Here is a 25,835-nt window from a genome sequence, read left to right as displayed (position 1 = left end):
AGTGCTGTGTGCGTGGCGATAACCGCTTCGTCCGCACCACCCGTGGGCGTTAGGGTCGAAACACCTGACGCTCGTTACATCTCCCGGGAGGTCCGCGTGGCTGCTCTGCGCCAGTATCTGGGCGTCTGGCGGATTCCCGGCGCACCGATGCTGCTGGTCACCGGCATCATCGGCCGGCTCGGGATCGGCATGACGCCACTGGCGCTGCTGCTCGTCGTCGAGCAGATGACCGGGCGGTACTCCCTCGCCGCCGTGGCCGGCGGGATCTACGCCGTGGCCGGTGCCGCGCTCAGCCCCGTGGCTGGGCGCATCGCCGACCGGATCGGGCCCAGCCCCGTACTGCTGGCCACCGCCGTCGCCCACCCGCTCGCGCTCGTCGGGCTGCTGCTCGCGAGCCGGGCCGGTGCCGACGCAATGGCCGCGATCTACCTGGCCGCCGGGGTGGCCGGCGCCACGTATCCGCCGCTCACGGCGGCCATCCGAGGCGCCTGGAACGACCTGACGGCCCCGGCGTCCGGCCGGTACCACCTGCGCAACACCGCCCTCGCGGCCGAGACCTCGCTCTTCGAGATCGTCTTCGTGCTCGGTCCGCTGCTCGTGGCCGGCTTCGTGCTCTTCGCCGACGCGACCGCCGCCCTGGTCGGCGCCGCGCTGGTCACCCTCGTGGGCACCACGGCCGTGGCCCTCGGCCGGGTCATGCGTGATTGGCGGCCACACCCCCGCGAGCACCACGCCCGCGGGCTCGGACCGCTGCGGGTCGGCGGCTTCCCCGCGCTGCTGGTCTGCGTGGCAAGCCTGGGCATCGCGTTCGGCGCCGCCGGCGTGATCGTGCCGGCCTTCGCCAGCCACCACGACCCGGCCGACGCCGAGAGCGTCGCCGGTGTGCTGCTGGCCGTCTGGGGCGTCGGCAGCGCGACCGGCGGGTTCTGGTTCGGGGTCCGCAAGCCGGCCCGGAACATGACCCGGCAGTTCGCGGGCCTGCTGGCCGCGCTCGCCGCCAGCTTCGCCGTCTTCGCGGTGATGCCCGGCCCGCTGGCGCTGGGCGTCGCGCTCGTCGTGGGCGGTGCCACCATCGCGCCCGCGCTGACCCTCGAGAACACGCTGGTCGGGCGCATCGCCCCGCCCGGCATGCTGAACGAGGCGTACACCTGGGTGGTCACCATGTCCGTGGCGGCGAGCGCGGCCGGCGGCGCGGTGGCCGGGGTGATCGTGGACCACGCCGGCGGCGTGCCGTGGGCGTTCCTCTTCGCCGGGGCCGCGGTCGCCGTCGGGGCCGGCGTCGCGGCGCTGCCCGCCGGGCCCATCGCCCGCGCGGAGGCCACCGCGGTACGCCTCGAGGAGCCGGTTCCCGCCTGACGGGTTGGCGGAGGCCGGGCCGGGTACGCCGGGGGGTGTGTTCCTCTTCTTCTCGAACCGGATCGGATGCCTCGGCTCGCTGCTGATCAGCGCGATCCTGACCGTGGTGCTGTTGCTGATCTTCAGTCGCTGACGGCCGATCCGTCGGCTCCGCTCACCCGTCGGTGACGACCGCCGCGATGGCGGCGTGCGGGCGGTGAGCGGGGTCGTCGAGCCGCAGCAGGCGCTCGACCTCGGTGAACCCGGCTCGGGCCAGACGCTCGGAGAATCCGTCGACCGGCCAGCGGTACGCGGTCGCGACCTTGTGGTCGAAGGCGGCGACCTCGTCACCGACGAAGATCCCGACCACTAACCTGCCGGCCGGGGCCATCGCCCGCCGGAACTCGGCGAGCACGCCGTCGAGGCTCTGCGGAGGCAGGTGGATCAGGGAGTACCAGGCCAGGATGCCGGCGACGGAGTGGTCGGCGACGTCGAGCTTGTCGATCGACCCGAGGTGGTACTCACCGTCCGGGTGGGTCGCCCGCGCGTGGGCGATGAACTCGGGAACCATGTCGATCCCCGTCGCGTCGACACCCCGCGAGCGGAGATGACCGGTGATGTGGCCAGGCCCGCAGCCCAGGTCGAGCACGGTGCCGGGTCGGTCCGCGAGATGCCGCCCGATGAAGGCCAGGTCGTCGGCGTGCACCTTCTGGGGCGTACCGAACAGCTCGATGTAGAGCTCTGCGACGGATGCGTACGCCTGCCGGACCTGTTCCGTGTGCACCGCACGACTATAGGAGCCCGCGGGCCGGCGCCGTGACGAGCTGTCCGTCGGCTTGCGTCAGCAGACCGTGGCGGCGGTGACGACGAACGTGACCGCGTACGTGAACCGGCGGGCGGCGACGGCCTCGTCGAACTGGTCTTCGAAGGCACGCGCTTCGGCAGGGTCGAGTGCGCCACGTTCGGCGGCCGTGGCGGCCCGGCTTCATGTGTGCGCGGGTTCCTGCCGCGCTGTGCGGAGCCTGCGTTTTCATGCGGGCCAACGCCGGGGTCAGAGCCGCCGCCCGGGCCGCCGGCCGTCAGCACCCGGTCGATGGTCCGGCGTCTCGTCCAGGCCGACGGGGGCAAGTGGCGCGACCAGACCGGCGCGCCCGTAGCCCCCCGGCCATCCTCATGAGGCCCGGATCTCGACCGTCGCCCGGCGCATGGTGCCAGGCCAAAGACGCCGGTCACTTCGATGGGGCATCGAGGATTTCTCGCATCCCCTACCGTCACTATCCATGGCCTACCCGTACCAGGTGCCTCAACCGCCGAAACGGCGGACGCTGCGAACCGTGTTGATCATCGTTGGCGTGGTCGTCGTGCTCTGCTGCGGTGGCGCCGGCATCGGCGGTTTTTTCCTGTACAAGGGGGTCAAGGGCGCGACGGATCCGGCCCGGCAGGCCGCCGAGTCGTTCGTGAGCGACCTGGAGGCCGGCGACGCGGATGCGGCGTACGGGCTGTTGTGCAGCGACACGCGCAGCAGGTACACGCGAGACGCGTTCGCCCAGGGCGTCGCCAAGCAGCCGAGGATCCGTGGCCACAAGGTCAACGGCGTCTACGTGTCGAGCGTCAACGGCCGCACGTCGGCGACGGTGAACATGGGCCTGACGCTGGACAGCGGCTTCACCGACCAGCACACGTTCCCGCTGGTGAAGGAGGATGGCGCCTGGAAGGTGTGCGGCCAGCCGTACTGAGCCCACGTCCAACGGGCCAGGCGACGCCCGTCGCAGGTGCACGTATTGGATCAGCCCACGCGCCGAGGACAGCAAGAGCTGGGCCAGGCCGTCACCAGGCCGTCGCAGGCCGATCGTTAGTACCTACGACGACCAACGGTGACGGCGTCTGCCCAGGCAGCAGGACGTAAGCAGGCCGACCAGCAGAACGTCTGGCGACCTCTTACCTGTAGTTCGTGAACTGGAGGGCCACCCCGAAGTCCTCGCCCTTGAGCAGAGCGATGACGGCCTGGAGGTCGTCCTTCTTCTTGCCCGTGACCCGGAGCTGGTCGCCCTGGATCTGGGCCTGGACCCCCTTCGGGCCCTCGTCGCGGATCTTCTTGCTGATCGCCTTGGCCTTGTCCGAGTCGATACCCTGGATGACCTTGGCGTCGATCTTGAACACCTTGCCGGAGGACCGCGGGTCGCCCGCGTCCAGCGACTTCAGCGAGATGTTCCGCTTGATCAGCTTCTCCTTGAAGACCTCCAGCGCGGCACGGACCCGCTCCTCGGTCTCGGCCTGGAGGGCGATGGCCTCCTCGCCGGACCAGGAGATCTCGGCGCCCGTACCCCGGAAGTCGAACCGCGTCGAGAGCTCCTTCTCCGCCTGGCGGAGTGCGTTGTCGACCTCCTGGCGGTCGACCTTGCTCACGATGTCGAACGACGGGTTCGCTGCCATGCTCATGCTCCTGCTGTCCGGCGGTGTCTGGCGGGCCGTCGTCCGCTGACCAGCGGTACGACCCTCTGACGGTACCCGGTTGCACGTCCGCGGGTGGGAGCCGCTATCCTTGCTTCGCTGCCGCGTCGTGACGCGGTGGTACGCCCTGGCGGGTTGCCCGAGCGGCCAATGGGAGCGGACTGTAAATCCGTCGCGAAAGCTACAGAGGTTCGAATCCTCTACCCGCCACCAGGTGCGGGAGCGGCTCTTGACCAGCAGAAACGCGGGTCGGGAGCCGTTCTCGTTGGTCCCACTCGCTCTCACGCGGGACCACTGCGGCTCTGTGGTCGTGTCGGATGCGTGTCGGCGCGGCAAGCGATGACGTCGGACATGACGAGAGGGCTGTTGCCTTGAGTAGCGTGTGGCCTTCCCTCGGTGCCAAGAAGATGCTTCGCTTCCTTCAAAGGGAGTTGGGGTACCAGGTGGTGAGCCAAGTGGGCTCCCACCGCAAGCTCAGCGCCCCGGGCAGGCCTGATCTGATCTTCAGCTTCCATGACCGAGCTACTGTCGCCCCTCGTACAGTACGAGACATACTGGTGAAGCAAGCTGGGCTCAGCTTGGCCGAAGCGGAGGAGGTGATTACGCGTGCCTGACCGAGAGCCGGTTGATTTGATCTTCAGTGATGAAGGCGAGTTCGGGTGGACGGTCCGTAGTCCCCAGGTGCCCGGGCTCATCGCTGCTCGCGACACCCTCAAGGAGCTTTCCGCCGACCTTCCTGGTTTGTTGGAGTTCGCCGGTGTTGACCTCTCTGCCGTGGAAAGACGGCCTCATATCGAAAAGGTCATTTCTGTCCCAGAGGGTGATCTTGTAGTTCGGATCGCCGGTGACAAGCATCGGCAGGAGCGGGAAGCAACCGCCAATCGGATTGTTGCCGCTCTTGCTGTGCAGGATCAACGGCCAGGGCTCCTGTCCGTGCCGCGAACTTTGTCTGGTGAGGTCCTGTACGTCTGCGTGGTTCCATCGGATACCGTTCGCTGGCTTACAGACCAGTTTGGACCGTCAGGGGATGCAGCCGCAGTAGCGATGAACGTTGCTGAGGAGATGATCTGGGCTACCCACTTTGTGGCTGGCCCTCCGGCTGATGCGACCGATGATGCCCTTAGTCTGGCTGATCTTGGTTTTTCTATGGAAACGACGATGGGGGAGATGATGCGAGAAAGCTCGGGTCGCTCTTCCCCAAGGCGACTGATCCTGTCTGTGTGAGTACGGCCCCCGCCAATCGCGGGGGCCGTACTCGTAAAAGGTCAGTCGGAAGGCCCGCCTAGGGCGGCTTCAATGTGTCGTCGGGCAGCCTCCTCTTGGCCGTAGACGCACTTTGCGTAGACCCGCATAAGGACATGCACGCTGTGCCCTGCCCACTCGGCGACCTGGGTAGCCGGAACCCCGGCATTGAGCCAGAGTGACACGGCAGCATGCCGCAGGTCGTACGGTCGCCGGGCCAGCGGTGAGCGCTGCTGAGCCGGTGTGAGCACCTTTGCTCGCGCGTCCCGCCATGCCTTGCCGTAGGTGTTGTTCGGGATCGGTTGGCCGGCGGTGGGCACGTACCGTCCGCCGGGGCCGCGCCGGGTGACGAACAGCTTGCCGTTCGCGCCGGGCGGGTACTCCTTGATGTGATGATCGAGTAGCCGCACGAGCGGCGGCGGCACTGGCACGTCCCGGGTCGCTGCCTTTGCCCGGTGCTTAAGCCCTCGGTCCTCGGCGGCGTCGTCTCCGTCGCTCCAGTCCCGGCCCACGGCTACCGTTGAGCCGGTCAAGTGCAGCACGCCCCAACCCCCACGCTGGGCGGGCCGCTCGTACTCGTCTTCCCGTAGGTGGAGCACCTCTTCGGGCCGTAGCGCGGCGTAGTACATACATCCGAAGAACGCCTAAGGAGCGCGTGCCGCTGGAGTACGGGTGATCGGCTACGCCAACCGGCCATCGAAGGTTGAGGTGATGCGGGCCGCCGGGGCGGACGCAGTGATCACGAGCATGGGGATGATGGCCGGGGTGCTGATCGAGCGCGTCACCAGTTGATGCGCCGCCCCGCAGGTGCCGGCACGCCCTTACTGGTCTACGCCACAAACCGGCCGGACTGAACGTTGTGACTAGACCCACTAGGTCCCATGCCGCAATGGCCGTGCGGTAGGGCCTTCGCTTCCGAAACGCCTTGTGCCGTCTGAGCTGACAGCGGATAGTGGCAGCGGAACCGGGCAGGAGGGTATGGCTGTGGGGCGAGCGAGTCGCAGGAAGGCGCAAAGCAGAGAGCATCGCCAGCAACACCGAGAAATACTCGCAGCGTTGCGGGCGGATGAAAGGGGTCGGCGGACCCCTCCAACTGTTGAAGCCTACGAAGCGCTACCTAATGCCACCGAGGCTAAGGTAGCTCTCGTTGCTCGCCACAACCATCGGATGATGACGCTGCCGAGGCTCGATTCAGCGGGCTTTGTCGTTATCCGAGCTGCCCTGGGCCCGACAATCCATCTAAGAATCGCGATAAGAATGCTCGGTGGCTCGGCCGAACGGATGCCAGCTCACGGAGGCGGTTCGTGGCTTGAGCAAATCGCCTGGGGTGTCGACAGTGTCATGGCGACGGCTCGGCTTGCCTATGTCGGCCAGCTACTGGGAGCCGGCATGGTCATCCGGCAGCAGTTGGAGCGGTGGACGGAAAATCTTGCCTATAACTCTGGGACCTTCCACAGGCCTGGTGAGGATCGTGCGGATTTCATCGAGCGCGTTTGGTCTGTTGCTCCCAAGCAGTCGTGGAGGATGCCTGCCGAGACGCCAAACGGGCGTTATCCTGCCTTCGTCTCGACTCGATCGCCTGGGCGAGTGTTCTCCGATCTAAGCGAATTTCTGCATGGTCGGCTATACCGAGAAGCGGTAGCGTGGGACGCAGTAGAACTGCTCGCGCCGGGTAGGATGGGCGATTCCGAAGTCCGCTCCGCCTATCGCTTGATCGCGGAAGGCATGGCGCTTGTTGTTGAGCGTCTCCGCGCGTGCGTAGGAACCTACGCTGTCGAGTCCGGCCGCGCGGAAATGGAGTCGATGGTTTGGCAATTGCCAAATGCCACGCCTGCCGGGTCGAAGCCGCCGCCATCGCAAATGTTGTATCCCCTTACGCCGCAAACTGGCTTAAACCCCGTGGTGGTGGCCGACTCGCTGGCGGTGCACTCCGTCTTTGAGCGAATCTTGAAGGGTGAAAGGCCGGCGGGGAGGGTGTATCGAGATGACGAGATGCTAGATATATGCTTCCTTGAGTTCCGAGCGCGAGCAATTGCAGGCGCGCTCCGGGCTTTCAGCCAGGAGAAGGAGAAGGTGGGTCGCCTAGACTTCGACTATCTCTTGTTCCGTGAAAACCACTACATCCTGTCATCCGAGATCGCCGCACTTGCAAGTCGCTGGGAGCAAGGCGAGATTGCTGACGGACTTGCCATTTCGGCCTCGGCGCTGCGGTCGGGATTTTGGCTATGGCTCGAAGATGACGACCGTGCGATGTCTATGCTTCGCACGGTCTTGGAGCAGGTTGCGCGGGTGCGAACTTGGAGGACGAAGCCTGAGAAGGCCCGCCGTCTAGAGGCCTCGCCAGCAACGATGCCGCGCGATTGGCTTGAAGCAGCGGGTCTTCGCCGTCTGGCGGCATTGAACCGTGCGTTAGGCGAGATGGCGCACTTAAGAGCCGACGGTAGTTGGTCTGGCGCACGCGATTTGCTTGCGGAACTTCAGCACCCTGAGTCTCGAATTGAGGACTATCTGCATACTGGTAGAGGCCATGCCTTGTCGTGGATGTCGCTCATTCTTGCCAAGGAGGCGGTAGCCGTAATCGGACGTCACTCTGCGGTGCTCGCTAGGTCGATGGGAGAGATCGTCAGTTGGTTTGACGTTGACGAGCCTGGCAGGGACCGCGAATACCAAAGATTCTTGGATTTCGCGTGGACGCTTCGCCGGGCGGACATCATAAAGAAGGACCGATCGGGGCCTGCATTCAGAAGGGCTCAGCTTCGTAAGCTGTTCGGTGAGCCTCCCGTTCCTTTCAGACCAGCGGTCCTGATCGGTGACCCGGAGGTGGGGATGTGAGACCGGCAAGTCTCGCCGCCCAGGCATTAGAGTGCCGGTGACGTTGATCTAGCGATCTAGAGGCGAGACCTCGACTTCGTGTCGCATCCGTGTTGCCGTAGTGTCGGCGGGCGATGTTTTTGCTGGTCAGGGGCTCGCGCTTGGCGCTCTGTAAATCCGTCGCGAAAGCTACAGAGGTTCGAATCCTCTACCCGCCACCAGGTGCGAAAACGGCCCCTGACCAGCAGAGATGCTGATCGGGGGTCGTTCTCGTTGGTCTGGCATAGTCCGGCTGGGTCCAGCCGTTGACGACTGGTTGTGGGCAGATCGTGGGCGGGTCGATCTCGTCCCCCGAGGGCTCTCTCGGGCCACGAACGCTGGGGTTCGTGGAACTGAAAAACAGGGCCTGGCTCGGTCCGTGGGCGTAGCGGCAGGCTGAGGGCTTCGCGGTGGGACGTGGCCCGGCCGCGGAAGGTAAGCCGTGGGCAAGCCAGTCCCGGTGTTGGACTGGCGCGGCAGTCGGAACTCGACATGGCGTACCTCCGTGTGTCCCTCTCCGGCGTCGAGAAGGTGCTCCGCGGGCGAACGACAAGATCGGCGACGCCCTCGGATGAGTCGATTGATACTGGGGCCGTGAATCAGGATGAGGTTCGGGAACTGGCTACCGCTGAGTTCACCAGGCGGATGCGCGCCGGCAAGCCCCGAGGCGGGTTCCAAGTTGACGACTGGTGGATCTCCGAGCCGTACGAAGCGCAGGTACGGGGACTCCGGGGCAGCAAGCGCTACCTTGTCGTCGACTTCCTTGCTCAGGGCGAGACCAGGGCCCGGGGGCACTTCAAGCTCAGCGTGGCGGTTGACCCGGATACCGGCGAGGTTGACATGCTCAGGTGACGGGTCGATTGAGCATCTGCGCCTGTAGGCAGATGGTGACGGTCCGCTCCTCTCCAACTCTGCCTGGACTGCCGCTGGGCTTGTACGGTCACGGGGTGGACCGTGTCCAGTTGACCGCTCTGCTCTGTCGGCAGGGTGACGTGTACGAGGCATGCCGGAGCGCCCTGGCGAGCGGCGCGTCCTTCGACATCTCCGACAGTCCGCTGCCGGCGAGCCATTTCGCGGCGATCTATCGCCGACGGGAGGTCCACACGCGGAAGCGGGACATTCCGACCCTTGGCTTCGCTCAGGCCGTCGAGGCGCTGTACGCATCGGGCGAGGAGCCGTTGCAGGTCGGAGCCGTCTGGCTCGCCGACCCTTCTTACTACTTTCAACTCTTCCTGTCGGCGGGAAAGCCTGCTGTCGTTGCGTGCATCAACCTCGACCAACGGCACCAAGCCGGGCGGCGGGTGTTCCGGCGACCGATGTAGCCCGCCGACTGACTCACGGCGTGTCTATCGTGCTGGGATGTACCAGCCCACGCGCCGCGCGCCGTCGCGCTAGACGGCCTCGAGGACGAAGAACAGGAAGCACAGGATGTGCCCCGAGGGGGAGGTCACGAGGTCGGGGAACGCCTCGCGGGCACCGGGCGCGGGAGGTGGTTCGCTCACGGCGGCGATCCGGAAGCCAGCTGCGATGAACTCGTTGGTTATCGCGTGCAGTGGTCGGTGCCAGTACGTCAGCACGGCGGGCTGGCCGTTGAAAACGTAGTCCTCGGACCACTGTTCGGTCGCGAAGTAGTCGCCTTCGGGCCGGATCAGGTGGTAGACGAAGGGGTGGTTGACGGCCACGATGAGTCGGCCGCCGGGTACGAGCACGCGCCGCAACTCGGCGAGTGGCCCCTTCCAGTCCTCGAGGTAGTGAAGGACCAGGCAGGCGACGACGTCATCGAAGGCGTCGTCGGGGAACGGCAGGGGATCGCCGCCCAAACCACCCTGATGCAGGGCCGCGTCACCGCCGAGCCGCTGGCGGGCGAGGTCCAGCATCTTGGCACTGGGGTCGACGCCGGTCACGGTGGCGCCGCGGTCGCGCAGTGCCGCGAGCAGGGGGCCGGCTCCGCAGCCGACGTCGAGGATCCGCCGCCCGGCCACGTCTCCGGCCAGGTCCAGCATCGCGGGACGGGTGTAGTAGCCGTTGATGAGGTTGGATTCGGTCTCGACCGCGTACGCCTCGGCGAAGCTGTCGTAGTCGTTGGCCACAGGCTTGCCGGCGGGCCCGGGCGAGCGCTCAAGGTCAGAAGACATGCCGCCAGCCTGGCAGGCTCCGTTCGCTTTGGCGGCTCACCGCTCCGGCGCCGCGCGGCGCGACGGCATGGTGACTATTACGGCTGTCCCCAGTAGCAGGGCCGGAGGGACGAACCACAGTCCGATACCCAGAGCAAGGAGGAGTCCCCATACCAGCATTGCCAGCGCCGCGACCACAGTCGTGATCCCCACGGCGCGGCCGGCGAAATCTGCGACAAGGGCGCCTGCGGCGGCCACCACCGGCACGCCCAGCAGATAGGTGGCGGCAGCGCCGCTGTCCTCGACCGTGAACGGCAGCAACGCGACGACGATCCCCAGCGTGACGGCGAAGGCCATCAACCTCCACACTCGACCGACGACACGGGGGCTCGTGCCGTTCCTGCCCAGGTACACGAACGCTGCCGCAGCAACGAACACGGCGAGGACCCCGCCTACTGTCGCAGCCATGGGCACCTCCAGAGGGAGAACGGGGAGGCCGCTGCAATCACGCTTCGTGGTTTCGGCACCACATCGCATCGTGCCAACCACCGGCAAGCCTCCGGCCGTCCCCATCCACCCGAACGCCCTTGATCTACGGAAGCGCGAGTCAAGGGCCGTATCTTCTCCGCTGCGACCTGGTCTACGAGGTGGTGTGGCGCTCGGCGTCGCTGCGGACCACGCAGAACTCGTTGCCCTCCGGGTCGGCCAACACCACCCAGCCGCTGCCGTCCGGCTCGCGCCGGTCGGCGACCACGGTGGCGCCGAGGGCGCGGATGCGCTCGACCTCCTGATCGCGGAGTACCTCGGGCTCCAGGCAGATGTGCGTACGGTTCTTGACGCTCTTCGGCTCCGGCACTCGCTGGAAGTAGAGCCTCGCACCGGTCGGCGGCTCGATGGCCACCTCCTCGTCGCCCGGCCTGGAGTCGGGGTCGACCGGGCAGTCGAAGACCTTGGCCCAGAAGTGCGCCAGCTCGTACGGGTCGGCGCAGTCGAATGCGAAGTTGCGGATGACAGTCCCCATCCGGTGAGCCTCGTACCTGCCCGGCGACGAGGTCAACTCGTATCGGCCCGATGCGGAGGCCGTCATCCGTACGGCCCAGATCGACCATCCGGTCGGCGGCAGTCGTAAGTGGTATGACTGATCACTCCGTGTTGCCCTGGCGATGTCGCACGGGGCAGGTATGGTGGTCGATGTTCGACTCGCGACCGCCGAGACCACGCCGGCGGTCGGCGTGACACACAGTCATCAAGCGGTGTGGGATCGGGGGCCGTCCGAACCGGCGAGGCGAAATGTACTGAAGGTCGTATCAAGCGTCAGGCGAAACGCTCTCATGTCGTGGTCGGTGCCTTGATCTGGCACGGCTCGGTTCGGCGGGGTTGTCCGAACGGCGCGACCTCGCCGACGCCCGGCTCGGGCGTGGCCTCACCGCTTTTCTGTGCGCTCCGGGGTGTGGCACGATCGTGGAACCTCTACCACCCCGCAACACTTCCCCGACAGGAGCAAACATGTCTGGTCGAAAGCTGGGCCGACTGTCCGGGTCGCTCCTCCTGCTTGCCGCCGCTGCAACCATCGGGCTCCACGCCGGTTCGCACGACTCCGGCATCGAGGGCGAATTCCACAACGCTGACATCATCTGGACCTTCGGCGCGGATCGTTCCACCGTGGACTACCAGGCCGCCGACATCATCTGGACGGTGGTCGGGGAGCGTCCCGCCACCGACAACGGCCTCTGACGGCTGCCACTGCTCATCGGCGCCGCACGGAGACCGTCCGAGCCGTAGGGAGCGGCATGCCGCAGCGCGATCGCTCGCGACGCCGGTCGACGGACCATGCCTGGTTGATCACCGGGCCACTGGTCCTTCTCGCGATCATCTGCTCGACGATAACCGGGCTGGTCGCCGACGAGCCGTTCGGCGAGTGGCTTCTGGCGGCGGCGTTGCTCGTCGTCATGATCGCCGGTGGGATACCGGTCCTGAACTTCGTCGTCCGGCGGCAGTCGTTCGGCATCACCCTGACCGAGATACCCCTGGTTCTCGCGCTGTTCCTGCTGCCTCCGCTCACCGTCGTGGTGATCTACACGGCGGCGTCGATGCTCACGCAGACCCGGCACCGCTTCGCACCGGCCAAGTTCTGGTTCAACGTCGCGAAGGCGGCCGCCGGGACCTCGCTCGCGGTTCTCGTCCTCCAGGCCCTGCCGCCGGTGGACGGGGTGGGTCCCGCCACCTGGCTCACCCTCTTCGCCGCCGTCGCGGCGGTGATCCTCGTCAGCCTCGCGGCCGTCGTCGGTGTGCACACGCTGCTGCAGGGCTGGCAGGCGGGCCGTGACGCCCTGCGTACCTTTCCGCCAGCGCTGCTGACCCCCGCGATCAACGTCGCGATGGGCTTGATCATCCTGATCGCGGTCGACGTCACGTGGTGGTCCCTCGTGCTGCTGGCCGCGCTCGGGACGGCCCTCATGCTGGTCTACCGGTCCTATGCCCAGTTCTTCCGCCAGCACCGCACGCTCGCCGAGATGTACGACCTCACCCGGGCGATCGCGGAGCGAGGCCAGGACGGCACGCTCGTCGACGCCCTCCTGGACCGGGTCCGGGCCCTGATGCAGGCGGAGTACGCGACGCTCTGGCTGCCCGCCCAGGGCCGCCATCCCGAGGTGTTACTCACCGCGCGGGTCGACGACCCGGGTCTGCTCGACGTGGTGCCCACACCGGCCGTGTTCCGGGAGCGGGCCGCCGAACAGGGGCAGACCGTCGCGGTGGGTCGCGCCTTCGACCGGGAAACGACCGAGCGGCGCGCGCTCGCGAACGGCAAGATCAAAGACGTCATCGTGGTGCCGCTCCGGTCGGGCCAGGCCGTCATCGGCACCCTCGAGGTCGCCAACCGCCTCAGCGACGTCGGCCACTTCACCGACAGCGACATACCCATCTTCGAGACGGTGGCGGCGCACGCCGCTGTCGCGCTGGAGAACTCCCGGCTCGTCGACCGGCTGCGGCACGACGCGTACCACGACACCCTCACCAAGCTGCCCAACCGCCGGCGCATCACCAGCGCCCTCGGCGAGTCGGTCAAGATCCGGGCGCCGGGCGAGGTGGTGGCCCTGCTCCTGTTCGACGTGGACGGGCTGCGCCAGGTCAACGAGTCGCTGGGCCACGCGGCCGGCGACAAGGTTCTCGCCGAGGTGGCCGACCGGCTACGCGCGTCGGCGCCGTCCTCGGCCCTGGTCGGCCGGGCGGGCGGCGACGAGTTCCTGGTCACGATGCGGCTGGAGAGCGCCGAGGCGGCCCTGCACCTCGCGGCCCAGCTCCGCGAGCAGATCCGCGACGAGATGATCTTCGACACGCTCACCCTGGACGTCGACACGGCGGTCGGCGTCGCCGTACACCCGGATCACGGGAGCGACCCGGCCACGCTGCTGCAACGCGTCGACCTCGCCGCCACCGCGGCCAAGTCCGTCCCGGGCAGCGTGCAACTGTTCAACCCGGGTCTGGAGTCCCGTTCGCTGCGCCGGCTGGGCCTCGCCGGCGACCTGCGCCGGGCGTTGGACGACGGCGAGCTGAGGGTCTTCTTCCAACCCAAGGTCACCCTGCGGGACCGGCGGCTGATCGGCGTCGAGTGCCTGGCCCGCTGGGAGCACCCGACGCACGGCACGGTGGCCCCGGAGGACTTCGTGGCGGTGGCCGAGCACACCGGCCAGCTCGACCGGCTCACCGAGATCGTGCTCCGCGAGGGGCTGCGGCGCAGCCGGGACTGGGCGCAGGCCGACCAGCCGCTCTCCGTGGCCGTCAACCTCTCTCCGCGTACGCTCATCGACGAGCACTTCCCGGACCGGGTGAAGGACCTGCTCACCGAGTACGGGGTGCCGGCGCAGCGGCTCACCCTGGAGGTCACCGAGGCCGGTGTGCTCGACGGCACGGACCGCCCGATCCCGACCCTGCGCCGGCTGCGCGACCTGGGCGTACGGCTGTCGGTCGACGACTTCGGCACCGGTGACTCGTCGTTGGCCCACCTGCGCCGGCTGCCGGTGCACGAGGTCAAGGTCGACCGGTCCTTCGTCCAGGGGATGGCGACCGACCCGGGTGACCTGGCCATCGTCAACGCGGTGGTGACCCTCTCCCAGCAGTTCGGTCTGGCCGTGGTCGCCGAGGGCGTGGAGAGCGAGCTGACCCTCGAGCTGCTGCAGGACATCGGGTGCGAGATCGGGCAGGGCTTCCTCTTCAGCCGGCCTCTGCCGTACGAGCGGCTGGAGGCGTGGTTCGGCGCCCAGGTGGACCCGGAGTCGATCTCCGGAGCGGAGCTTCCGCGCCTGCGTGTCGTGCCCTGACCTGGGCAGATTCTCCTGCAGGGGATCCGATTTCACCTGCGGCCCGGCGCCGTGTACTCTTACCTCTGCGCGCCCCACGGGGAGATCGCGCAGGCCCCCTTAGCTCAGTCGGCAGAGCGTCTCCATGGTAAGGAGAAGGTCTACGGTTCGATTCCGTAAGGGGGCTCTAGGGTTCAGCTGGACCCACCGCGGCGGTGTAGCTCAGATGGCAGAGCAAGCGGCTCATAATCGCTGTGTCGCCGGTTCAAGTCCGGCCACCGCTACTCTCGTCCTCCGGGCGTGTTCCCGGTGGTCAGTGGGAGGGGCGCCACAGGCGCCCACTTTGCATGTCCGCGCCATCAGCGCGTACGCTGATGCGCCGTAGTTGTAATCCGTTAGCGAGGAAGGCACTCCGCCGTGGCGAAGGCGACCGATGTCCGGCCGAAGATCACTTTGGCGTGTGTGGAGTGCAAGGAGCGCAACTACATCACGCGCAAGAACCGTCGTAACGACCCGGACCGCATCGAGCTGAAGAAGTTCTGCCCCCGGGACGGTCGGCACACGGTCCACCGCGAGACCCGCTGACCTGCGGCCGGCTCGACGCCGGCCATCCTCGAAGCTCCGTCCGAACGCCGATCCGACCGGCCGGCGCGGCGTCCGCCGCAGCCGACCGTCCGGATCGGCGTTCGTGCTTTCCGTGTAGGTTCGCCGCATGTCCCTGGACCCGTCCTACGTCGGCCGGACCTACCCGCCGACCGCCCCCTACCAGGTGGGCCGAGAGAAGATCCGCGAGTTCGCCACCGCCATCGGCGCCGACGACCCGGCCCACCACGACCCGGAGGCGGCCCGCGCGCTCGGGCACCCGGACGTGGTGGCCCCGCCGACCTTCCCCTTCGTGGTGACCATGGCCGCCACCCGGCAGATCGTCGAGGACCCGGACCTCGGCGTCGACTACAGCCGCGTGGTGCACGGCGACCAGCGGTTCGCGTACACCCGGCCCGTGGTGGCCGGCGACGAGCTGGTCTGCGTGAGCACCATCGAGGACATCACCAGCCGGGGCGGGCACGGCTTCCTCACGACCCGCACCGACATCACCACGGCCGCCGGCGAGCCGGTGGTCGCGGTCTGGTCCAAGCTCGTCGTACGTGGGGAGGCCTGACATGGAGCTGCCAGCCAGGACGTTCCGGGTGACCCGCGCGGACCTGGTCCGCTACGCCGGCGCCTCGGGCGACTTCAACCCGATCCACTGGAGCGACCGGATCGCCACCAAGGTGGGCCTGCCCGGGGTGATCGCCCACGGCATGTTCACGATGGCCCTGGTCGGCCGCGCCGTCACGGAGTGGGCCGGAGGGCCGGACGCGGTCGTCGACTACGGGGTCCGGTTCACCCGGCCGGTCGTGGTGCCCGACGACGACCAGGGCACCGAGATCGAGGTGACGGCGGTGGTGCGGGAGGTCACGGAGGACGGGCTCACCCGGCTCGACATCACGGCCACCTGCCTCGGGGAGAAGGTGCTCTCCCAGGCCCGGGCCACCGTCCGGACGGGCCGCTGACCGGGGGCTCCGACGCGCGATGGGTGGACCGGTTGGGAAAGTCGGGTGCCTACCCGTACACTGGTCCGCCGTGGGGCAAGTGACCCCTGCTCGACCGCGCGTGGTCGAGTGGGGCGAGCGTTGCCGCACAGGGGTGTAGCTCAATTGGCAGAGCAGCGGTCTCCAAAACCGCAGGCTGCAGGTTCAAGTCCTGTCACCCCTGCGCCTCAGGCCTGACCGTTCCCGTGGGTCGCGCCGCCGAAGACGGCGGCGTCCGGCCCGTGGTGGTGGCATCGGCGGGGTGGTTCCGAGGCATCGGGCCACCGGTCGATCCGCCGGCCGCGGCCCGTCGCGGGACGGTTGGTCCGGCCGGCGTGACCAACGCCGCGCACGTCGCCCGACGTGCGAACCCGAGATCCCGCGACGGAGGGCGAAGTGGCCGACAACAAGCGGCGCGGCGAGGACGCCGGCGACGACCGTCTGGACGACGAGATCGTCGACGACGTTGCCGACGACGACGACGCCACCGGCGCGGACGAGCCGGTCTCCCGAGGCGGCACCGCGACGCGGTCCCGCGCGCGTGCCGAGTCGGCCGACAAGCCGAAGACCCGGACGGAGACCGACCGGGTGGGCCTGTTCGGCCGCATCGCCCGGTTCTTCCGCGAGGTCGTTGCCGAACTGCGTAAGGTCATCTGGCCGACCCGCAAGGAGTTGCTGACCTACACGGCCGTGGTCATCACCTTCGTCGCGGTGATGCTGACGATCGTGGGTGTCCTGGACTACGGCTTCGCCAAGGGCGTGCTGTGGGTCTTCGGCAACCCCAGCTGACCGGCTGTACCAGCCGATAGTGACGGAAGTGAGCGAGCGTGCCTGAGTACGACGAGACCGCCGGCCCCGCGGACGAGCAGTCCACGGTGGCGACGGCGGCGAACGACGAGTCGGTCGAGGCCGCCAGCGAGCCGGAATTCGCGACCACCGAGCCCGCCTCGGACGAGGACTTCGACCCCGTCGCCGAGCTGCGCCAGAAGCTGCGCTACGCGCCGGGCGACTGGTACGTGGTGCACTCCTACGCCGGCTACGAGAACAAGGTCAAGACCAACCTCGAGACCCGGATCACGAGCCTCGACATGGAGGACTACATCTACCAGGTCGAGGTGCCGACCCGGGAAGAGGTCGAGGTCAAGAACGGGAAGCGGTCGCAGGTCCAGGCCAAGGTCTTCCCGGGCTACATCCTGGTCCGCATGGAGCTGACCGCCGAGTCCTACTCCTGCGTGCGGAACACGCCCGGGGTCACCGGCTTCGTGGGCGCGACCGACCGGGCGGACCGGCCGGCGCCGCTCTCCCTCGACGAGGTGCTCAAGTGGCTGGCCCCGGCGGTGGAGACCGAGCAGAAGAAGGCAAAGCCCGAGATCAAGGTCCTCGACTTCGAGGTCGGCGACTCCGTCACCGTCACCGACGGCGCCTTCGCCTCGCTGCCGGCCACGATCAGCGAGATCAACGCCGACCAGCAGAAGCTCAAGGTGCTGGTGTCGATCTTCGGTCGGGAGACGCCGGTCGAGCTGAACTTCAACCAGGTCGCCAAGATCTGATCGTCCGGTCGCCGGCGGTGGGGTCCGTCCCACCGCCGGCGCGGCCGTTCCCCGCGACCTCGCCGGCCGGGCCTGGTCCGGCCTGCGCTACTCTTGAACGTCGCTGCCTCGCGCCGCGCTGACCGTGCGCGCCCGCAGGCGGTGATCGGTGAGCACCATTTCCGTTCCAAGTCCCAGGAAGAGACATGCCTCCGAAGAAGAAGCTCGTCAAGACGTTCACGCTTCAGCTGCCGGCGGGCCAGGCCACCCCGGCGCCGCCGGTCGGCCCCGCTCTCGGTCAGCACGGCGTCAACATCATGGAGTTCTGCAAGTCGTACAACGCGCAGACCGAGTCGCAGCGGGGCGACATCGTCCCCGCCGAGATCAGCGTGTACGAGGACCGGTCCTTCACCTTCGTGCTGAAGACCCCGCCCGCCGCCCGGCTGCTGATCAAGGCCGCCGGTGTGCAGAAGGGCTCGGGCGTCCCGCAGAGCCAGAAGGTCGGTTCGGTGTCCCGCGCCCAGCTGCGTGAGATCGCCGAGCGGAAGATGGCCGACCTGAACGCCAACGACCTCGACCACGCCGAGCGGATCATCGCCGGTACCGCCCGCTCCATGGGCATCACCGTCAGCGACTGATCGCGCCCGACACCGACCCGTACGGATCGTGGGAGGGCTCGCGGACGCCGCGGCCCGCCAGAGACCACAGGAGTAACGAGAACATGCAGCGCAGCAAGAGCTACCGCAAGGCCGCCGACGTCATCGACCGGTCCAAGCTCTACACCCCCGCCGAGGCCGTGAAGCTGGCCAAGGAGACCACCTCCGTCAAGTTCGACGCCACGGTCGAGGTCGCCATGCGCCTCGGCGTCGACCCCCGCAAGGCGGACCAGATGGTCCGCGGCACGGTCAACCTGCCGCACGGCACCGGTAAGACCGCCCGCGTGATCGTCTTCGCCGCCGGCGCGAAGGCCGAGGAGGCCACCGCGGCGGGTGCGGACGAGGTGGGCACCGACGAGCTGGTCGCCCGTATCCAGGAGGGCTGGCTCGACTTCGACGCGGCGATCGCCACGCCGGACCAGATGGCCAAGATCGGCCGGATCGCGCGGATCCTGGGCCCGCGCGGTCTCATGCCGAACCCGAAGACCGGCACGGTGACCATGGACGTCGCCAAGGCGGTGCAGGACATCAAGGGCGGCAAGATCACCTTCCGGGTGGACAAGCACTCGAACCTGCACCTGATCATCGGCAAGGCCTCGTTCAGCGAAACCCAGCTGGTCGACAACTACGTGGCGGTGCTCGACGAGGTGCTGCGGGCCAAGCCGTCCGCCGCCAAGGGCAAGTACCTCAAGAAGGTCACCCTCACCACCACCATGGGCCCGGGCGTCCCGGTCGACCCGAACCTGGTGAAGAACCTCCAGGAGGGTTCGGCCGAGAGCTGAGCCTCCGACCCTCGAAAGGGCGCCGCCACGACGATGGGGGCGCCCTTTCGCGTGCTCGGTGTGGCAGGCTCGGCGCATGCGGCTGGAGAACGTCTGGCTGCGGTACCGCCGGCGGGGGCCGTGGGTGCTGCGCAGCGTCGACGTACGGATCGAGGCGGGGGAGGCGGCTGTCGTACTGGGCCGCAACGGGGTGGGCAAGTCGACCCTGCTCCAGGTGGCGGCCGGAGTGCTCCGGCCGGTCCGCGGGCGGGTCACCGACCGTCCGTCCCGGGTGGGCTGGGTTCCGGAGCGGTTCCCGGCCGACCAGCCGTTCACCGTCGAGCACTACCTGACCTCGATGGGTCGGATGGCCGGGCTCGCCCCCGCGGAGGCGGGCCGGGCCGTGGCCGCCTGGACGGAGCGTCTCGGCCTCGCCCGGTTCCAGCGGGTGCGGCTGCCGGAGCTGTCGAAGGGCACGGCCCAGAAGGTGGGCCTGGCCCAGGCGCTGCTCCGCCGGCCCGGCCTGCTGGTGCTCGACGAGCCGTGGGAGGGGCTGGACGCCACGGCCCGCGAGGTGGTTCCCGAGCTGATCGACGAGGTCCTCGCCGACGGGGGGTCGGTGCTGGTGAGTGACCACCGCGGCGAGACGGTCCGGCTGCCCGGCGCGCGTCGCTGGGCGGTGGCCGACGGCGCGGTGACCGAGGAGCAGCCGGCCGCGGAGGAGGCGTACGCGGTGGTCGAGGTGGCGGTGCCGGCCGCGCGGGTCAGCGGCGTCGTCGCCCGGCTCCGGGCCGACGGCCACCGGGTGCTGGGCGTACGCCCCGACGGGCCGAAGGGAGCGATCGTGGCGGCCGGAGCCGGCGACCGGGGCGGGTCCCCGGACGACCACCGGGGACGGTCCGGCGTCGAGGAACCCGAGTCGATCCCGGCCGGGCTCGGCGGGTCGGCGGATCCGGCGAGCGGAGGGGACCGGTGACCGCGCTGGTCCGGCTGCGGCTGGCCGGTTTCCTGCGGACCGGGCGGGCGCTGGCGCCGGTGCTCGCGGGCCTGGTCGCCCTCGGCATCCTGTACGGCGGGGGCCGCGCTCAGCCGGCGGAGGCGTACGGCGTGTCGGCCGTGGTGCTCTTCCCGGTGCTCGCCTGGCAGACCAAGCTGCTGCTGGACGTCGAGCCGGACGGGCAGCGCCGGCTCGCCCAGGTGGTGGTGGGCGCCCGGCGCGAGCGGATCGCCGGCCTGCTCGCGGCCGCCGTGGCGGCCCTCGGCACGGTCGCCGTCGCGCTGGTCTTCCCGTGGCTCGTGGGCGGGGTCACCGGCCCCGTCGAGCCGGGCGACCGGTCGATCGCCGTGGGCATCGCGCTGGGGCTCTGGGCGCACCTGCTGGCCGTACCGCCGGGGGTGCTGCTCGGGGCGCTGGCCAGCCGCGCCTGCACGGGCAGCGCCGGGTACGGCGTGGCGGTGCTCGCCCTCGGCGGCGTCGGCGCCGTGGTGCTCGGTCTGAGCGGCTCGGTGGCGCCCTGGCTGGCACCGCCGATCATGGCGACCGCCCGGACCGCGGCCGGGGACGCCGCCGCCGGGACCGTGACGCTGCTCACCCTCTGGGCGGCGGTGTGGAGCGCCGTGGCGCTGGCCGGCTACCTGTGGTGGCGCCGGTCGCGGGCGTGAGCCGGCCCACGCGGGGGGCGATTTGCCGCTCACGCCGCGTGTCACGTAGTCTTGTCGCGAAGTTCCACCCAGAGACCGCTGGTCACCGTGCCCCGGCACGGTCGAAGGTCCCGCGACGACGGGCGACCCGCGCAGGGCGGTAAGCGAAATCGGCAGCGCAGCATGGTCCGCCGACCGTGCCCCGCGATGCCGGCCCTCGCCCCGTGCGCCCTGCGCCGGGGCTTTTCTCGTTGTCGCGCTTCCTAGCCGCCGTCGCAGCGCCCGCTGTCGACGGCGACCAGCCTCGAGCAACGAGAGAGGAGGGACATGGCGGACAAGCCGATCCGGGCCGACAAGGCCACGGCCGTCGCAGAGCTGACCGAGAGCTTCCGCAACGCGGGCGCCACGGTGCTGACCGAGTACCGCGGTCTGACGGTTTCCCAGCTCACCCAGCTGCGACGCTCGCTCGGCAAGGAGACCAGCTACACCGTCGCGAAGAACACGCTGGCCAAGCGTGCCGCGTCGGACGCGGGCATCTCCGGCCTCGACGAGCTGTTCTCCGGTCCTACCGCGCTGACTTTCGTTTCGGGCGACGTCGTCGAGGCGGCGAAGGGGCTTCGCGACTTCGCGAAGGCCAACCCGAAGCTCGTCATCAAGGGCGGTGTCTTCGAGGGCAAGGCCATTTCCGCGGCCGAGGTCACGAAGCTCGCCGACCTGGAGTCCCGTGAGGTGCTGCTGGCCAAGATGGCCGGCGCCATGAAGGGCAGCCTGAGCAAGGCCGCGGCCCTGTTCCAGGCCCCGCTCGCCCAGACCGCGCGTCTGGCGGCCGCCCTGCAGGACAAGCGCGAGAAGGAAGGCGCCGAGGCGGCCTGAGGCCTCCCGGCGCACCCACGTTCTTAGGTAGATCTTTTAGGAAAGGACGCCAGACATGGCGAAGCTCAGCACCGACGAGCTGCTCGACGCGTTCAAGGAGATGACGCTGATCGAGCTCTCCGAGTTCGTGAAGCAGTTCGAGGAGACCTTCGACGTCACCGCGGCCGCCCCGGTCGCCGTGGCCGCGGGTGCCCCGGCCGGTGGCGGCGCCGCCGCCGAGGCCGAGCCGGAGAAGGACGAGTTCGACGTCATCCTCGACGCCGACGGTGGCAAGAAGATCCAGGTCATCAAGGTCGTGCGTGAGCTGACCGGCCTGGGCCTCAAGGAGGCCAAGGACCTGGTCGAGGGCGCGCCGAAGCCGGTCCTCGAGAAGGTCAACAAGGAGACCGCCGACAAGGCCAAGGCCAAGCTCGAGGGTGAGGGCGCCAAGGTCACCCTCAAGTGACCTGACGCACCACCTGCGCGTGTCCGGCTCGCGTGAGCCGGCGCACACAGCGCGTCGCGGCGGGCGGCGATCCGACTCCGGATCGCCGCCCGCCCTGCTTGGCGGGCCGGGCGGCAGCGCGCGTGAGCAGGGCGTCTCTGTGGGCGGCCCGGTCCGGCGGCGGCGCGGCCGCGCACCGGGTGGGCGGGAAAGACGCGGCGACCCGGTGAGCGGCCCTTGACGTGGCCCCGGGCCGCCAGGCACGCTGACACCAGCAAGACCTTCCGCGCTTGCGACGGCCACCAGGCGGGTAATGCAGCGGCGGCACCATCGGCCGCGGCACCCGAGCGGCCCGGCGGGAACGTTGCGTTCCGAGCGGCCCGGTTGACCCGGTTTTCCGGGGTCCCCGGCACGTTCCGCGACGACCTGCCGGGGTGGGCTGGACAGCGGTTAGCCTCTCGGCTACACTGCTAGTTTGCGCTGCCTTCCGACTAGACCCCTGCTCGGAAATGTCCGTTTCCGGATATTTCTGGTGGGGTCATTGGAGTGCACGCGTACCAGCCGTTCTGCAGCACCGGTCCTCGGAAGGACGCATCTTGGCAGCTTCCCGCCCTGCGAAGACCAGTCGTACGTCGAGCGCTTTCGCTCCCCGCCGAGTTTCTTTCGGCAGGATCACCGAACACCTCGAGGTCCCCAACCTCCTCGCCATCCAGAACGAGTCCTTCGACTGGCTCGTCGGCAACGAGGCTTGGCAGGGCCGGTCGGCGGACGACCCGCACGCACGCTCGGGTCTCGCGGAGATCCTCGACGAGATCAGTCCCATTGAGGACTTCTCCGGCACCATGTCGCTTTCCTTCTCGTCCCCGCGCTTCGACGAGGTCAAGGCCTCGATCGAGGAGTGCAAGGAGAAGGACCTCACCTACTGCGCCCCGCTCTTCGTGACCGCGGAGTTCACCAACAACACCACCGGCGAGATCAAGAGCCAGACGGTGTTCATGGGTGACTTCCCGATGATGACGCCGAAGGGCACGTTCATCATCAACGGCACCGAGCGTGTCGTGGTGAGCCAGCTCGTCCGGTCCCCGGGCGTGTACTTCGACAAGCAGCCGGACAAGACCTCCGACCGCGACCTCTCCAGCGTCAAGGTCATCCCGAGCCGGGGTGCCTGGCTGGAGTTCGACATCGACAAGCGCGACACGGTCGGCGTCCGCATCGACCGCAAGCGCCGGCAGGCCGTCACGGTCCTGCTCAAGGCCATCGGATGGTCCAACGAGCAGATCCGTGAGCGTTTCGGCTGGTCCGAGCTCATGATGACCACGCTCGAGAAGGACCACATCGCCGGCCAGGACGAGGCCCTGCTCGACATCTACCGCAAGCTGCGCCCGGGTGAGCCGCCGACGCGCGAGAACGCCCAGACGCTGCTCGACAACCTCTTCTTCAACCCGAAGCGGTACGACCTGGCCAAGGTCGGGCGCTACAAGTTCAACAAGAAGCTCGAGATCGAGGTGCCGATCACCACCGGCACGCTCACCGAGGACGACATCGTCGCCACCGTGGAGTACCTCTGCCGGCTGCACGCCGGTGAGGACGGCTACGAGGCCGACGACATCGACCACTTCGGCAACCGGCGCCTGCGCACCGTGGGCGAGCTGATCCAGAACCAGGTCCGGGTCGGCCTCTCCCGCATGGAGCGGGTCGTCCGCGAGCGGATGACCACCCAGGACGTCGAGGCGATCACGCCGCAGACCCTGATCAACATCCGCCCGGTGGTGGCGGCGATCAAGGAGTTCTTCGGTACGTCGCAGCTGTCCCAGTTCATGGACCAGACCAACCCGCTGGCGGGCCTGACCCACCGGCGCCGGCTGAGCGCGCTCGGCCCGGGTGGTCTGTCCCGGGAGCGGGCCGGCTTCGAGGTCCGCGACGTGCACCCGTCCCACTACGGCCGGATGTGCCCCATCGAGACGCCGGAAGGCCCGAACATCGGTCTGATCGGCGCGCTCTCCACCTTCGCCCGGGTCAACCCGTTCGGCTTCATCGAGACGCCGTACCGGAAGGTCGTCGACGGTCGGGTCACCGACCAGATCGACTACCTGACCGCGGACGAGGAGGACCGGTACGTCAAGGCGCAGGCCAACGCGCCGCTGAAGGCGGACGGCTCGTTCGCCGAGGACCGCGTCCTGGTCCGCCGTAAGGGCGGCGAGACCGAGGACGTCCCGCCGGCGGCCGTGGACTACATGGACGTGTCGCCGCGGCAGATGACCTCGGTCGCGACCGCGATGATCCCGTTCCTCGAGCACGACGACGCCAACCGGGCGCTCATGGGCGCGAACATGCAGCGCCAGGCGGTGCCGCTGGTCAAGGCCGAGTCGCCGCTGGTCGGCACCGGCATGGAGTACCGGGCCGCCGTCGACGCCGGTGACGTGGTGGTCGCCGAGGTCGGCGGTGTCATCGAGGACCTGTGCGCCGACTACATCACCGTCCACCAGGACGACGGCCACCGCCGGACGTACCTGCTGCACAAGTTCCGCCGCTCCAACGCCGGCTCCTGCGTCAACCAGAAGCCGGTGGTCTTCGAGGGCGACCGCGTCGAGGCCGGCCAGGTCATCGCCGACGGTCCGTGCACCGACGAGGGCGAGATGGCGCTCGGGCGCAACCTGCTCGTGGCGTTCATGACCTGGGAGGGGCACAACTACGAGGACGCGATCATCCTGTCGCAGCGCCTCGTGCAGCAGGACGTGCTCACCTCGATCCACATCGAGGAGCACGAGGTCGACGCCCGGGACACCAAGCTCGGTCCGGAGGAGATCACCCGCGACATCCCGAACGTCAGCGAGGAGATGCTCGCCGACCTCGACGAGCGCGGCATCATCCGGATCGGCGCCGAGGTCGTCCCCGGCGACATCCTGGTCGGCAAGGTCACCCCGAAGGGTGAGACCGAGCTGACCCCGGAGGAGCGGCTGCTCCGCGCGATCTTCGGCGAGAAGGCGCGTGAGGTCCGGGACACCTCGCTGAAGGTGCCGCACGGCGAGACCGGCACGGTCATCGGTGTGCGTACCTTCTCCCGCGAGGACGGCGACGAGCTGCCGCCGGGTGTCAACGAGCTGGTCCGGGTCTACGTCGCCCAGAAGCGGAAGATCCAGGACGGCGACAAGCTCGCCGGCCGCCACGGCAACAAGGGCGTCATCTCCAAGATCCTCCCGATCGAGGACATGCCGTTCCTCGAGGACGGCACCCCGGTCGACATCGTGCTCAACCCGCTGGGTGTGCCGAGCCGGATGAACATCGGCCAGGTGCTGGAGACACACCTCGGCTGGGTGGCCAAGACCGGCTGGAAGGTCGAGGGCGAGGACGAGGAGTGGAAGCGGCAGCTCCGGGCGATCGGCGCTGACGAGTCCGAGCCGGACACCAACGTGGCCACCCCGGTCTTCGACGGTGCCCGCGAGGAGGAGATCGCCGGTCTGCTCGAGTCGACCCTGCCCAACCGGGACGGCAACCAGCTGATCGGGCGCACCGGCAAGGCGCGTCTCTTCGACGGCCGTTCGGGCGAGCCGCTGCCGGACGCGATCGCGGTCGGCTACATCTACATCCTGAAGCTCAACCACCTGGTCGACGACAAGATCCACGCGCGGTCGACCGGCCCGTACTCGATGATCACGCAGCAGCCGCTGGGTGGTAAGGCGCAGTTCGGTGGCCAGCGCTTCGGTGAGATGGAGTGCTGGGCGATGCAGGCGTACGGCGCCGCGTACGCCCTGCAGGAGCTGCTGACGATCAAGTCCGACGACGTTCTCGGCCGGGTGAAGGTCTACGAGGCCATCGTCAAGGGCGAGAACATCCCGGAGCCGGGCATCCCGGAGTCGTTCAAGGTGCTGCTCAAGGAGCTGCAGTCGCTGTGCCTCAACGTCGAGGTGCTCTCCAGCGACGGCGTGGCCCTCGAGATGCGCGAGACCGACGACGAGGTGTTCCGGGCCGCCGAGGAGCTGGGCATCGACCTGTCCCGGCGCGAGCCGAGCTCGGTCGAGGAAGTGTGACGTCGAGCCTCCGGGGGCGGGCGACCGCCCCCGGGGGCCGACCCCGATGAGCTGCTGGCGCA

General features: G+C 68.7%; 26 protein-coding genes, 4 tRNA genes and 2 pseudogenes. 26 read left to right on the top strand and 6 right to left on the bottom strand.

Annotated elements, in window-relative coordinates; all coding sequences use genetic code 11:
* Positions 1-96 precede the first annotated feature (96 nt).
* Entirely contained in the window at positions 97-1,356 is a 1,260-nt protein-coding gene (locus tag ACSNOA_RS29300) for an MFS transporter (RefSeq protein ID WP_436662989.1), read from the top strand.
* A gap of 154 nt (positions 1,357-1,510) precedes the next feature.
* Here the strand turns inward: ACSNOA_RS29300 and ACSNOA_RS29295 are convergent, their stop codons facing one another.
* Positions 1,511-2,119: a class I SAM-dependent methyltransferase gene (locus tag ACSNOA_RS29295; protein WP_436662988.1), complete on the bottom strand. Its 609-nt coding sequence runs from the start codon at positions 2,117-2,119 to the stop codon at positions 1,511-1,513.
* Between the two features lie 550 nt (positions 2,120-2,669).
* Between ACSNOA_RS29295 and ACSNOA_RS29290 the strand changes: the two genes are divergently transcribed.
* A complete protein-coding gene (locus ACSNOA_RS29290) occupies positions 2,670-3,071 on the top strand; it encodes an Rv0361 family membrane protein (protein ID WP_436662987.1) in 402 nt (133 codons plus the stop codon).
* A gap of 202 nt (positions 3,072-3,273) precedes the next feature.
* Here the strand turns inward: ACSNOA_RS29290 and ACSNOA_RS29285 are convergent, their stop codons facing one another.
* Positions 3,274-3,768: a YajQ family cyclic di-GMP-binding protein gene (locus ACSNOA_RS29285; protein WP_436662986.1), complete on the bottom strand. Its 495-nt coding sequence runs from the start codon at positions 3,766-3,768 to the stop codon at positions 3,274-3,276.
* A 147-nt stretch (positions 3,769-3,915) separates the two neighbouring features.
* Here ACSNOA_RS29285 and ACSNOA_RS29280 point away from each other — a divergent pair.
* From ACSNOA_RS29280 to ACSNOA_RS29270, 3 genes are all read left to right on the top strand, one after another.
* Positions 3,916-3,999, top strand: a tRNA-Tyr gene (locus tag ACSNOA_RS29280).
* Positions 4,000-4,103: 104 nt separating this feature from the next.
* Positions 4,104-4,400, top strand: coding sequence for a type II toxin-antitoxin system HicA family toxin (locus tag ACSNOA_RS29275; RefSeq protein ID WP_436662985.1), 297 nt, complete (start codon positions 4,104-4,106; stop codon positions 4,398-4,400).
* Positions 4,393-5,010, top strand: coding sequence for a hypothetical protein (locus ACSNOA_RS29270; RefSeq protein WP_436662984.1), 618 nt, complete (start codon positions 4,393-4,395; stop codon positions 5,008-5,010). Before ACSNOA_RS29275 ends, ACSNOA_RS29270 begins: the two co-directional genes overlap by 8 nt.
* 41 nt (positions 5,011-5,051) lie before the next feature.
* On the opposite strand, the pseudogene ACSNOA_RS29265 reads toward ACSNOA_RS29270, so the two are convergent.
* Positions 5,052-5,672: pseudogene (locus tag ACSNOA_RS29265) on the bottom strand (integrase); the annotation flags it as partial.
* Positions 5,673-5,676: 4 nt separating this feature from the next.
* Between ACSNOA_RS29265 and ACSNOA_RS29260 the strand changes: the two are divergent.
* From ACSNOA_RS29260 to ACSNOA_RS29245, 4 genes and pseudogenes are all read left to right on the top strand, one after another.
* Positions 5,677-5,820: pseudogene (locus ACSNOA_RS29260) on the top strand (haloacid dehalogenase); the annotation flags it as partial.
* A 378-nt stretch (positions 5,821-6,198) separates the two neighbouring features.
* Positions 6,199-7,860 (top strand): hypothetical protein, encoded by a 1,662-nt coding sequence (locus tag ACSNOA_RS29255; RefSeq protein WP_436662983.1) that lies wholly within the window; start codon positions 6,199-6,201, stop codon positions 7,858-7,860.
* A gap of 510 nt (positions 7,861-8,370) precedes the next feature.
* Entirely contained in the window at positions 8,371-8,730 is a 360-nt protein-coding gene (locus ACSNOA_RS29250; protein WP_436662982.1) for a hypothetical protein, read from the top strand.
* A 95-nt stretch (positions 8,731-8,825) separates the two neighbouring features.
* Positions 8,826-9,200, top strand: a complete 375-nt coding sequence (locus ACSNOA_RS29245; protein WP_436662981.1) for a hypothetical protein — start codon at positions 8,826-8,828, stop codon at positions 9,198-9,200.
* A 69-nt stretch (positions 9,201-9,269) separates the two neighbouring features.
* Here the strand turns inward: ACSNOA_RS29245 and ACSNOA_RS29240 are convergent, their stop codons facing one another.
* From ACSNOA_RS29240 to ACSNOA_RS29230, 3 genes are all read right to left on the bottom strand, one after another.
* The gene (locus ACSNOA_RS29240) at positions 9,270-10,013 is read right to left on the bottom strand and encodes a methyltransferase domain-containing protein (protein ID WP_436662980.1); all 744 of its coding nucleotides are present in this window, start codon (positions 10,011-10,013) and stop codon (positions 9,270-9,272) included.
* Positions 10,014-10,049: 36 nt separating this feature from the next.
* A complete protein-coding gene (locus ACSNOA_RS29235) occupies positions 10,050-10,349 on the bottom strand; it encodes a hypothetical protein (protein ID WP_436662979.1) in 300 nt (99 codons plus the stop codon).
* 283 nt (positions 10,350-10,632) lie between these two features.
* On the bottom strand, positions 10,633-11,013 hold the full coding sequence (locus ACSNOA_RS29230; RefSeq protein WP_436662978.1) for a VOC family protein: 381 nt from the start codon (positions 11,011-11,013) through the stop codon (positions 10,633-10,635).
* 485 nt (positions 11,014-11,498) lie between these two features.
* Here ACSNOA_RS29230 and ACSNOA_RS29225 point away from each other — a divergent pair, with 485 nt between their 5' ends.
* The 17 genes from ACSNOA_RS29225 (at position 11,499) to rpoB (ending at position 25,773) form a co-directional block, all read left to right on the top strand.
* Positions 11,499-11,726 carry a hypothetical protein gene (locus tag ACSNOA_RS29225; RefSeq protein ID WP_436662977.1) on the top strand — a complete coding sequence of 76 codons (228 nt, stop codon included), beginning with the start codon at positions 11,499-11,501 and terminating at the stop codon, positions 11,724-11,726.
* 56 nt (positions 11,727-11,782) lie between these two features.
* Complete coding sequence (locus tag ACSNOA_RS29220) at positions 11,783-14,311, top strand: putative bifunctional diguanylate cyclase/phosphodiesterase (RefSeq protein ID WP_436662976.1); 2,529 nt, start codon at positions 11,783-11,785, stop codon at positions 14,309-14,311.
* A gap of 93 nt (positions 14,312-14,404) precedes the next feature.
* A tRNA-Thr gene (locus tag ACSNOA_RS29215) sits at positions 14,405-14,477 on the top strand.
* 24 nt (positions 14,478-14,501) lie between these two features.
* Positions 14,502-14,574 (top strand) — tRNA-Met (locus tag ACSNOA_RS29210).
* A gap of 133 nt (positions 14,575-14,707) precedes the next feature.
* On the top strand, positions 14,708-14,875 hold the full coding sequence (gene rpmG / locus ACSNOA_RS29205) for a 50S ribosomal protein L33 (RefSeq protein ID WP_007073056.1): 168 nt from the start codon (positions 14,708-14,710) through the stop codon (positions 14,873-14,875).
* Between the two features lie 127 nt (positions 14,876-15,002).
* A complete protein-coding gene (locus ACSNOA_RS29200; RefSeq protein ID WP_436662975.1) occupies positions 15,003-15,449 on the top strand; it encodes an FAS1-like dehydratase domain-containing protein in 447 nt (148 codons plus the stop codon).
* A gap of 1 nt (position 15,450) precedes the next feature.
* On the top strand, positions 15,451-15,843 hold the full coding sequence (locus tag ACSNOA_RS29195; protein WP_436662974.1) for a MaoC family dehydratase: 393 nt from the start codon (positions 15,451-15,453) through the stop codon (positions 15,841-15,843).
* Between the two features lie 129 nt (positions 15,844-15,972).
* Positions 15,973-16,045: transfer RNA gene (locus tag ACSNOA_RS29190), tRNA-Trp, on the top strand.
* Between the two features lie 212 nt (positions 16,046-16,257).
* Positions 16,258-16,650 carry a preprotein translocase subunit SecE gene (gene secE / locus ACSNOA_RS29185; RefSeq protein WP_436662973.1) on the top strand — a complete coding sequence of 131 codons (393 nt, stop codon included), beginning with the start codon at positions 16,258-16,260 and terminating at the stop codon, positions 16,648-16,650.
* Positions 16,651-16,688: 38 nt separating this feature from the next.
* Positions 16,689-17,411, top strand: coding sequence for a transcription termination/antitermination protein NusG (gene nusG / locus ACSNOA_RS29180; RefSeq protein ID WP_436662972.1), 723 nt, complete (start codon positions 16,689-16,691; stop codon positions 17,409-17,411).
* Positions 17,412-17,596: 185 nt separating this feature from the next.
* Positions 17,597-18,028 carry a 50S ribosomal protein L11 gene (gene rplK, locus ACSNOA_RS29175; protein WP_436662971.1) on the top strand — a complete coding sequence of 144 codons (432 nt, stop codon included), beginning with the start codon at positions 17,597-17,599 and terminating at the stop codon, positions 18,026-18,028.
* An 83-nt stretch (positions 18,029-18,111) separates the two neighbouring features.
* Positions 18,112-18,828: a 50S ribosomal protein L1 gene (gene rplA / locus ACSNOA_RS29170; RefSeq protein ID WP_436662970.1), complete on the top strand. Its 717-nt coding sequence runs from the start codon at positions 18,112-18,114 to the stop codon at positions 18,826-18,828.
* Positions 18,829-18,904: 76 nt separating this feature from the next.
* On the top strand, positions 18,905-19,783 hold the full coding sequence (locus ACSNOA_RS29165) for an ABC transporter ATP-binding protein (protein ID WP_436662969.1): 879 nt from the start codon (positions 18,905-18,907) through the stop codon (positions 19,781-19,783).
* Positions 19,780-20,469 carry a hypothetical protein gene (locus ACSNOA_RS29160; RefSeq protein WP_436662968.1) on the top strand — a complete coding sequence of 230 codons (690 nt, stop codon included), beginning with the start codon at positions 19,780-19,782 and terminating at the stop codon, positions 20,467-20,469. Before ACSNOA_RS29165 ends, ACSNOA_RS29160 begins: the two co-directional genes overlap by 4 nt.
* A 306-nt stretch (positions 20,470-20,775) precedes the next feature.
* Positions 20,776-21,321, top strand: a complete 546-nt coding sequence (rplJ, locus tag ACSNOA_RS29155) for a 50S ribosomal protein L10 (RefSeq protein WP_436662967.1) — start codon at positions 20,776-20,778, stop codon at positions 21,319-21,321.
* A gap of 55 nt (positions 21,322-21,376) precedes the next feature.
* Positions 21,377-21,766, top strand: coding sequence for a 50S ribosomal protein L7/L12 (gene rplL / locus ACSNOA_RS29150; RefSeq protein WP_120780924.1), 390 nt, complete (start codon positions 21,377-21,379; stop codon positions 21,764-21,766).
* Between the two features lie 575 nt (positions 21,767-22,341).
* Entirely contained in the window at positions 22,342-25,773 is a 3,432-nt protein-coding gene (gene rpoB, locus ACSNOA_RS29145) for a DNA-directed RNA polymerase subunit beta (protein ID WP_436662966.1), read from the top strand.
* Positions 25,774-25,835 lie beyond the last annotated feature (62 nt).

It is taken from the genome of Micromonospora sp. URMC 103, from assembly GCF_051386435.1.
Classification (GTDB): Bacteria; Actinomycetota; Actinomycetes; order Mycobacteriales; family Micromonosporaceae; genus Micromonospora.
Note: the sequence above shows the minus strand (reverse complement) of the source record. Positions and strands in the feature narration are given on the sequence as shown.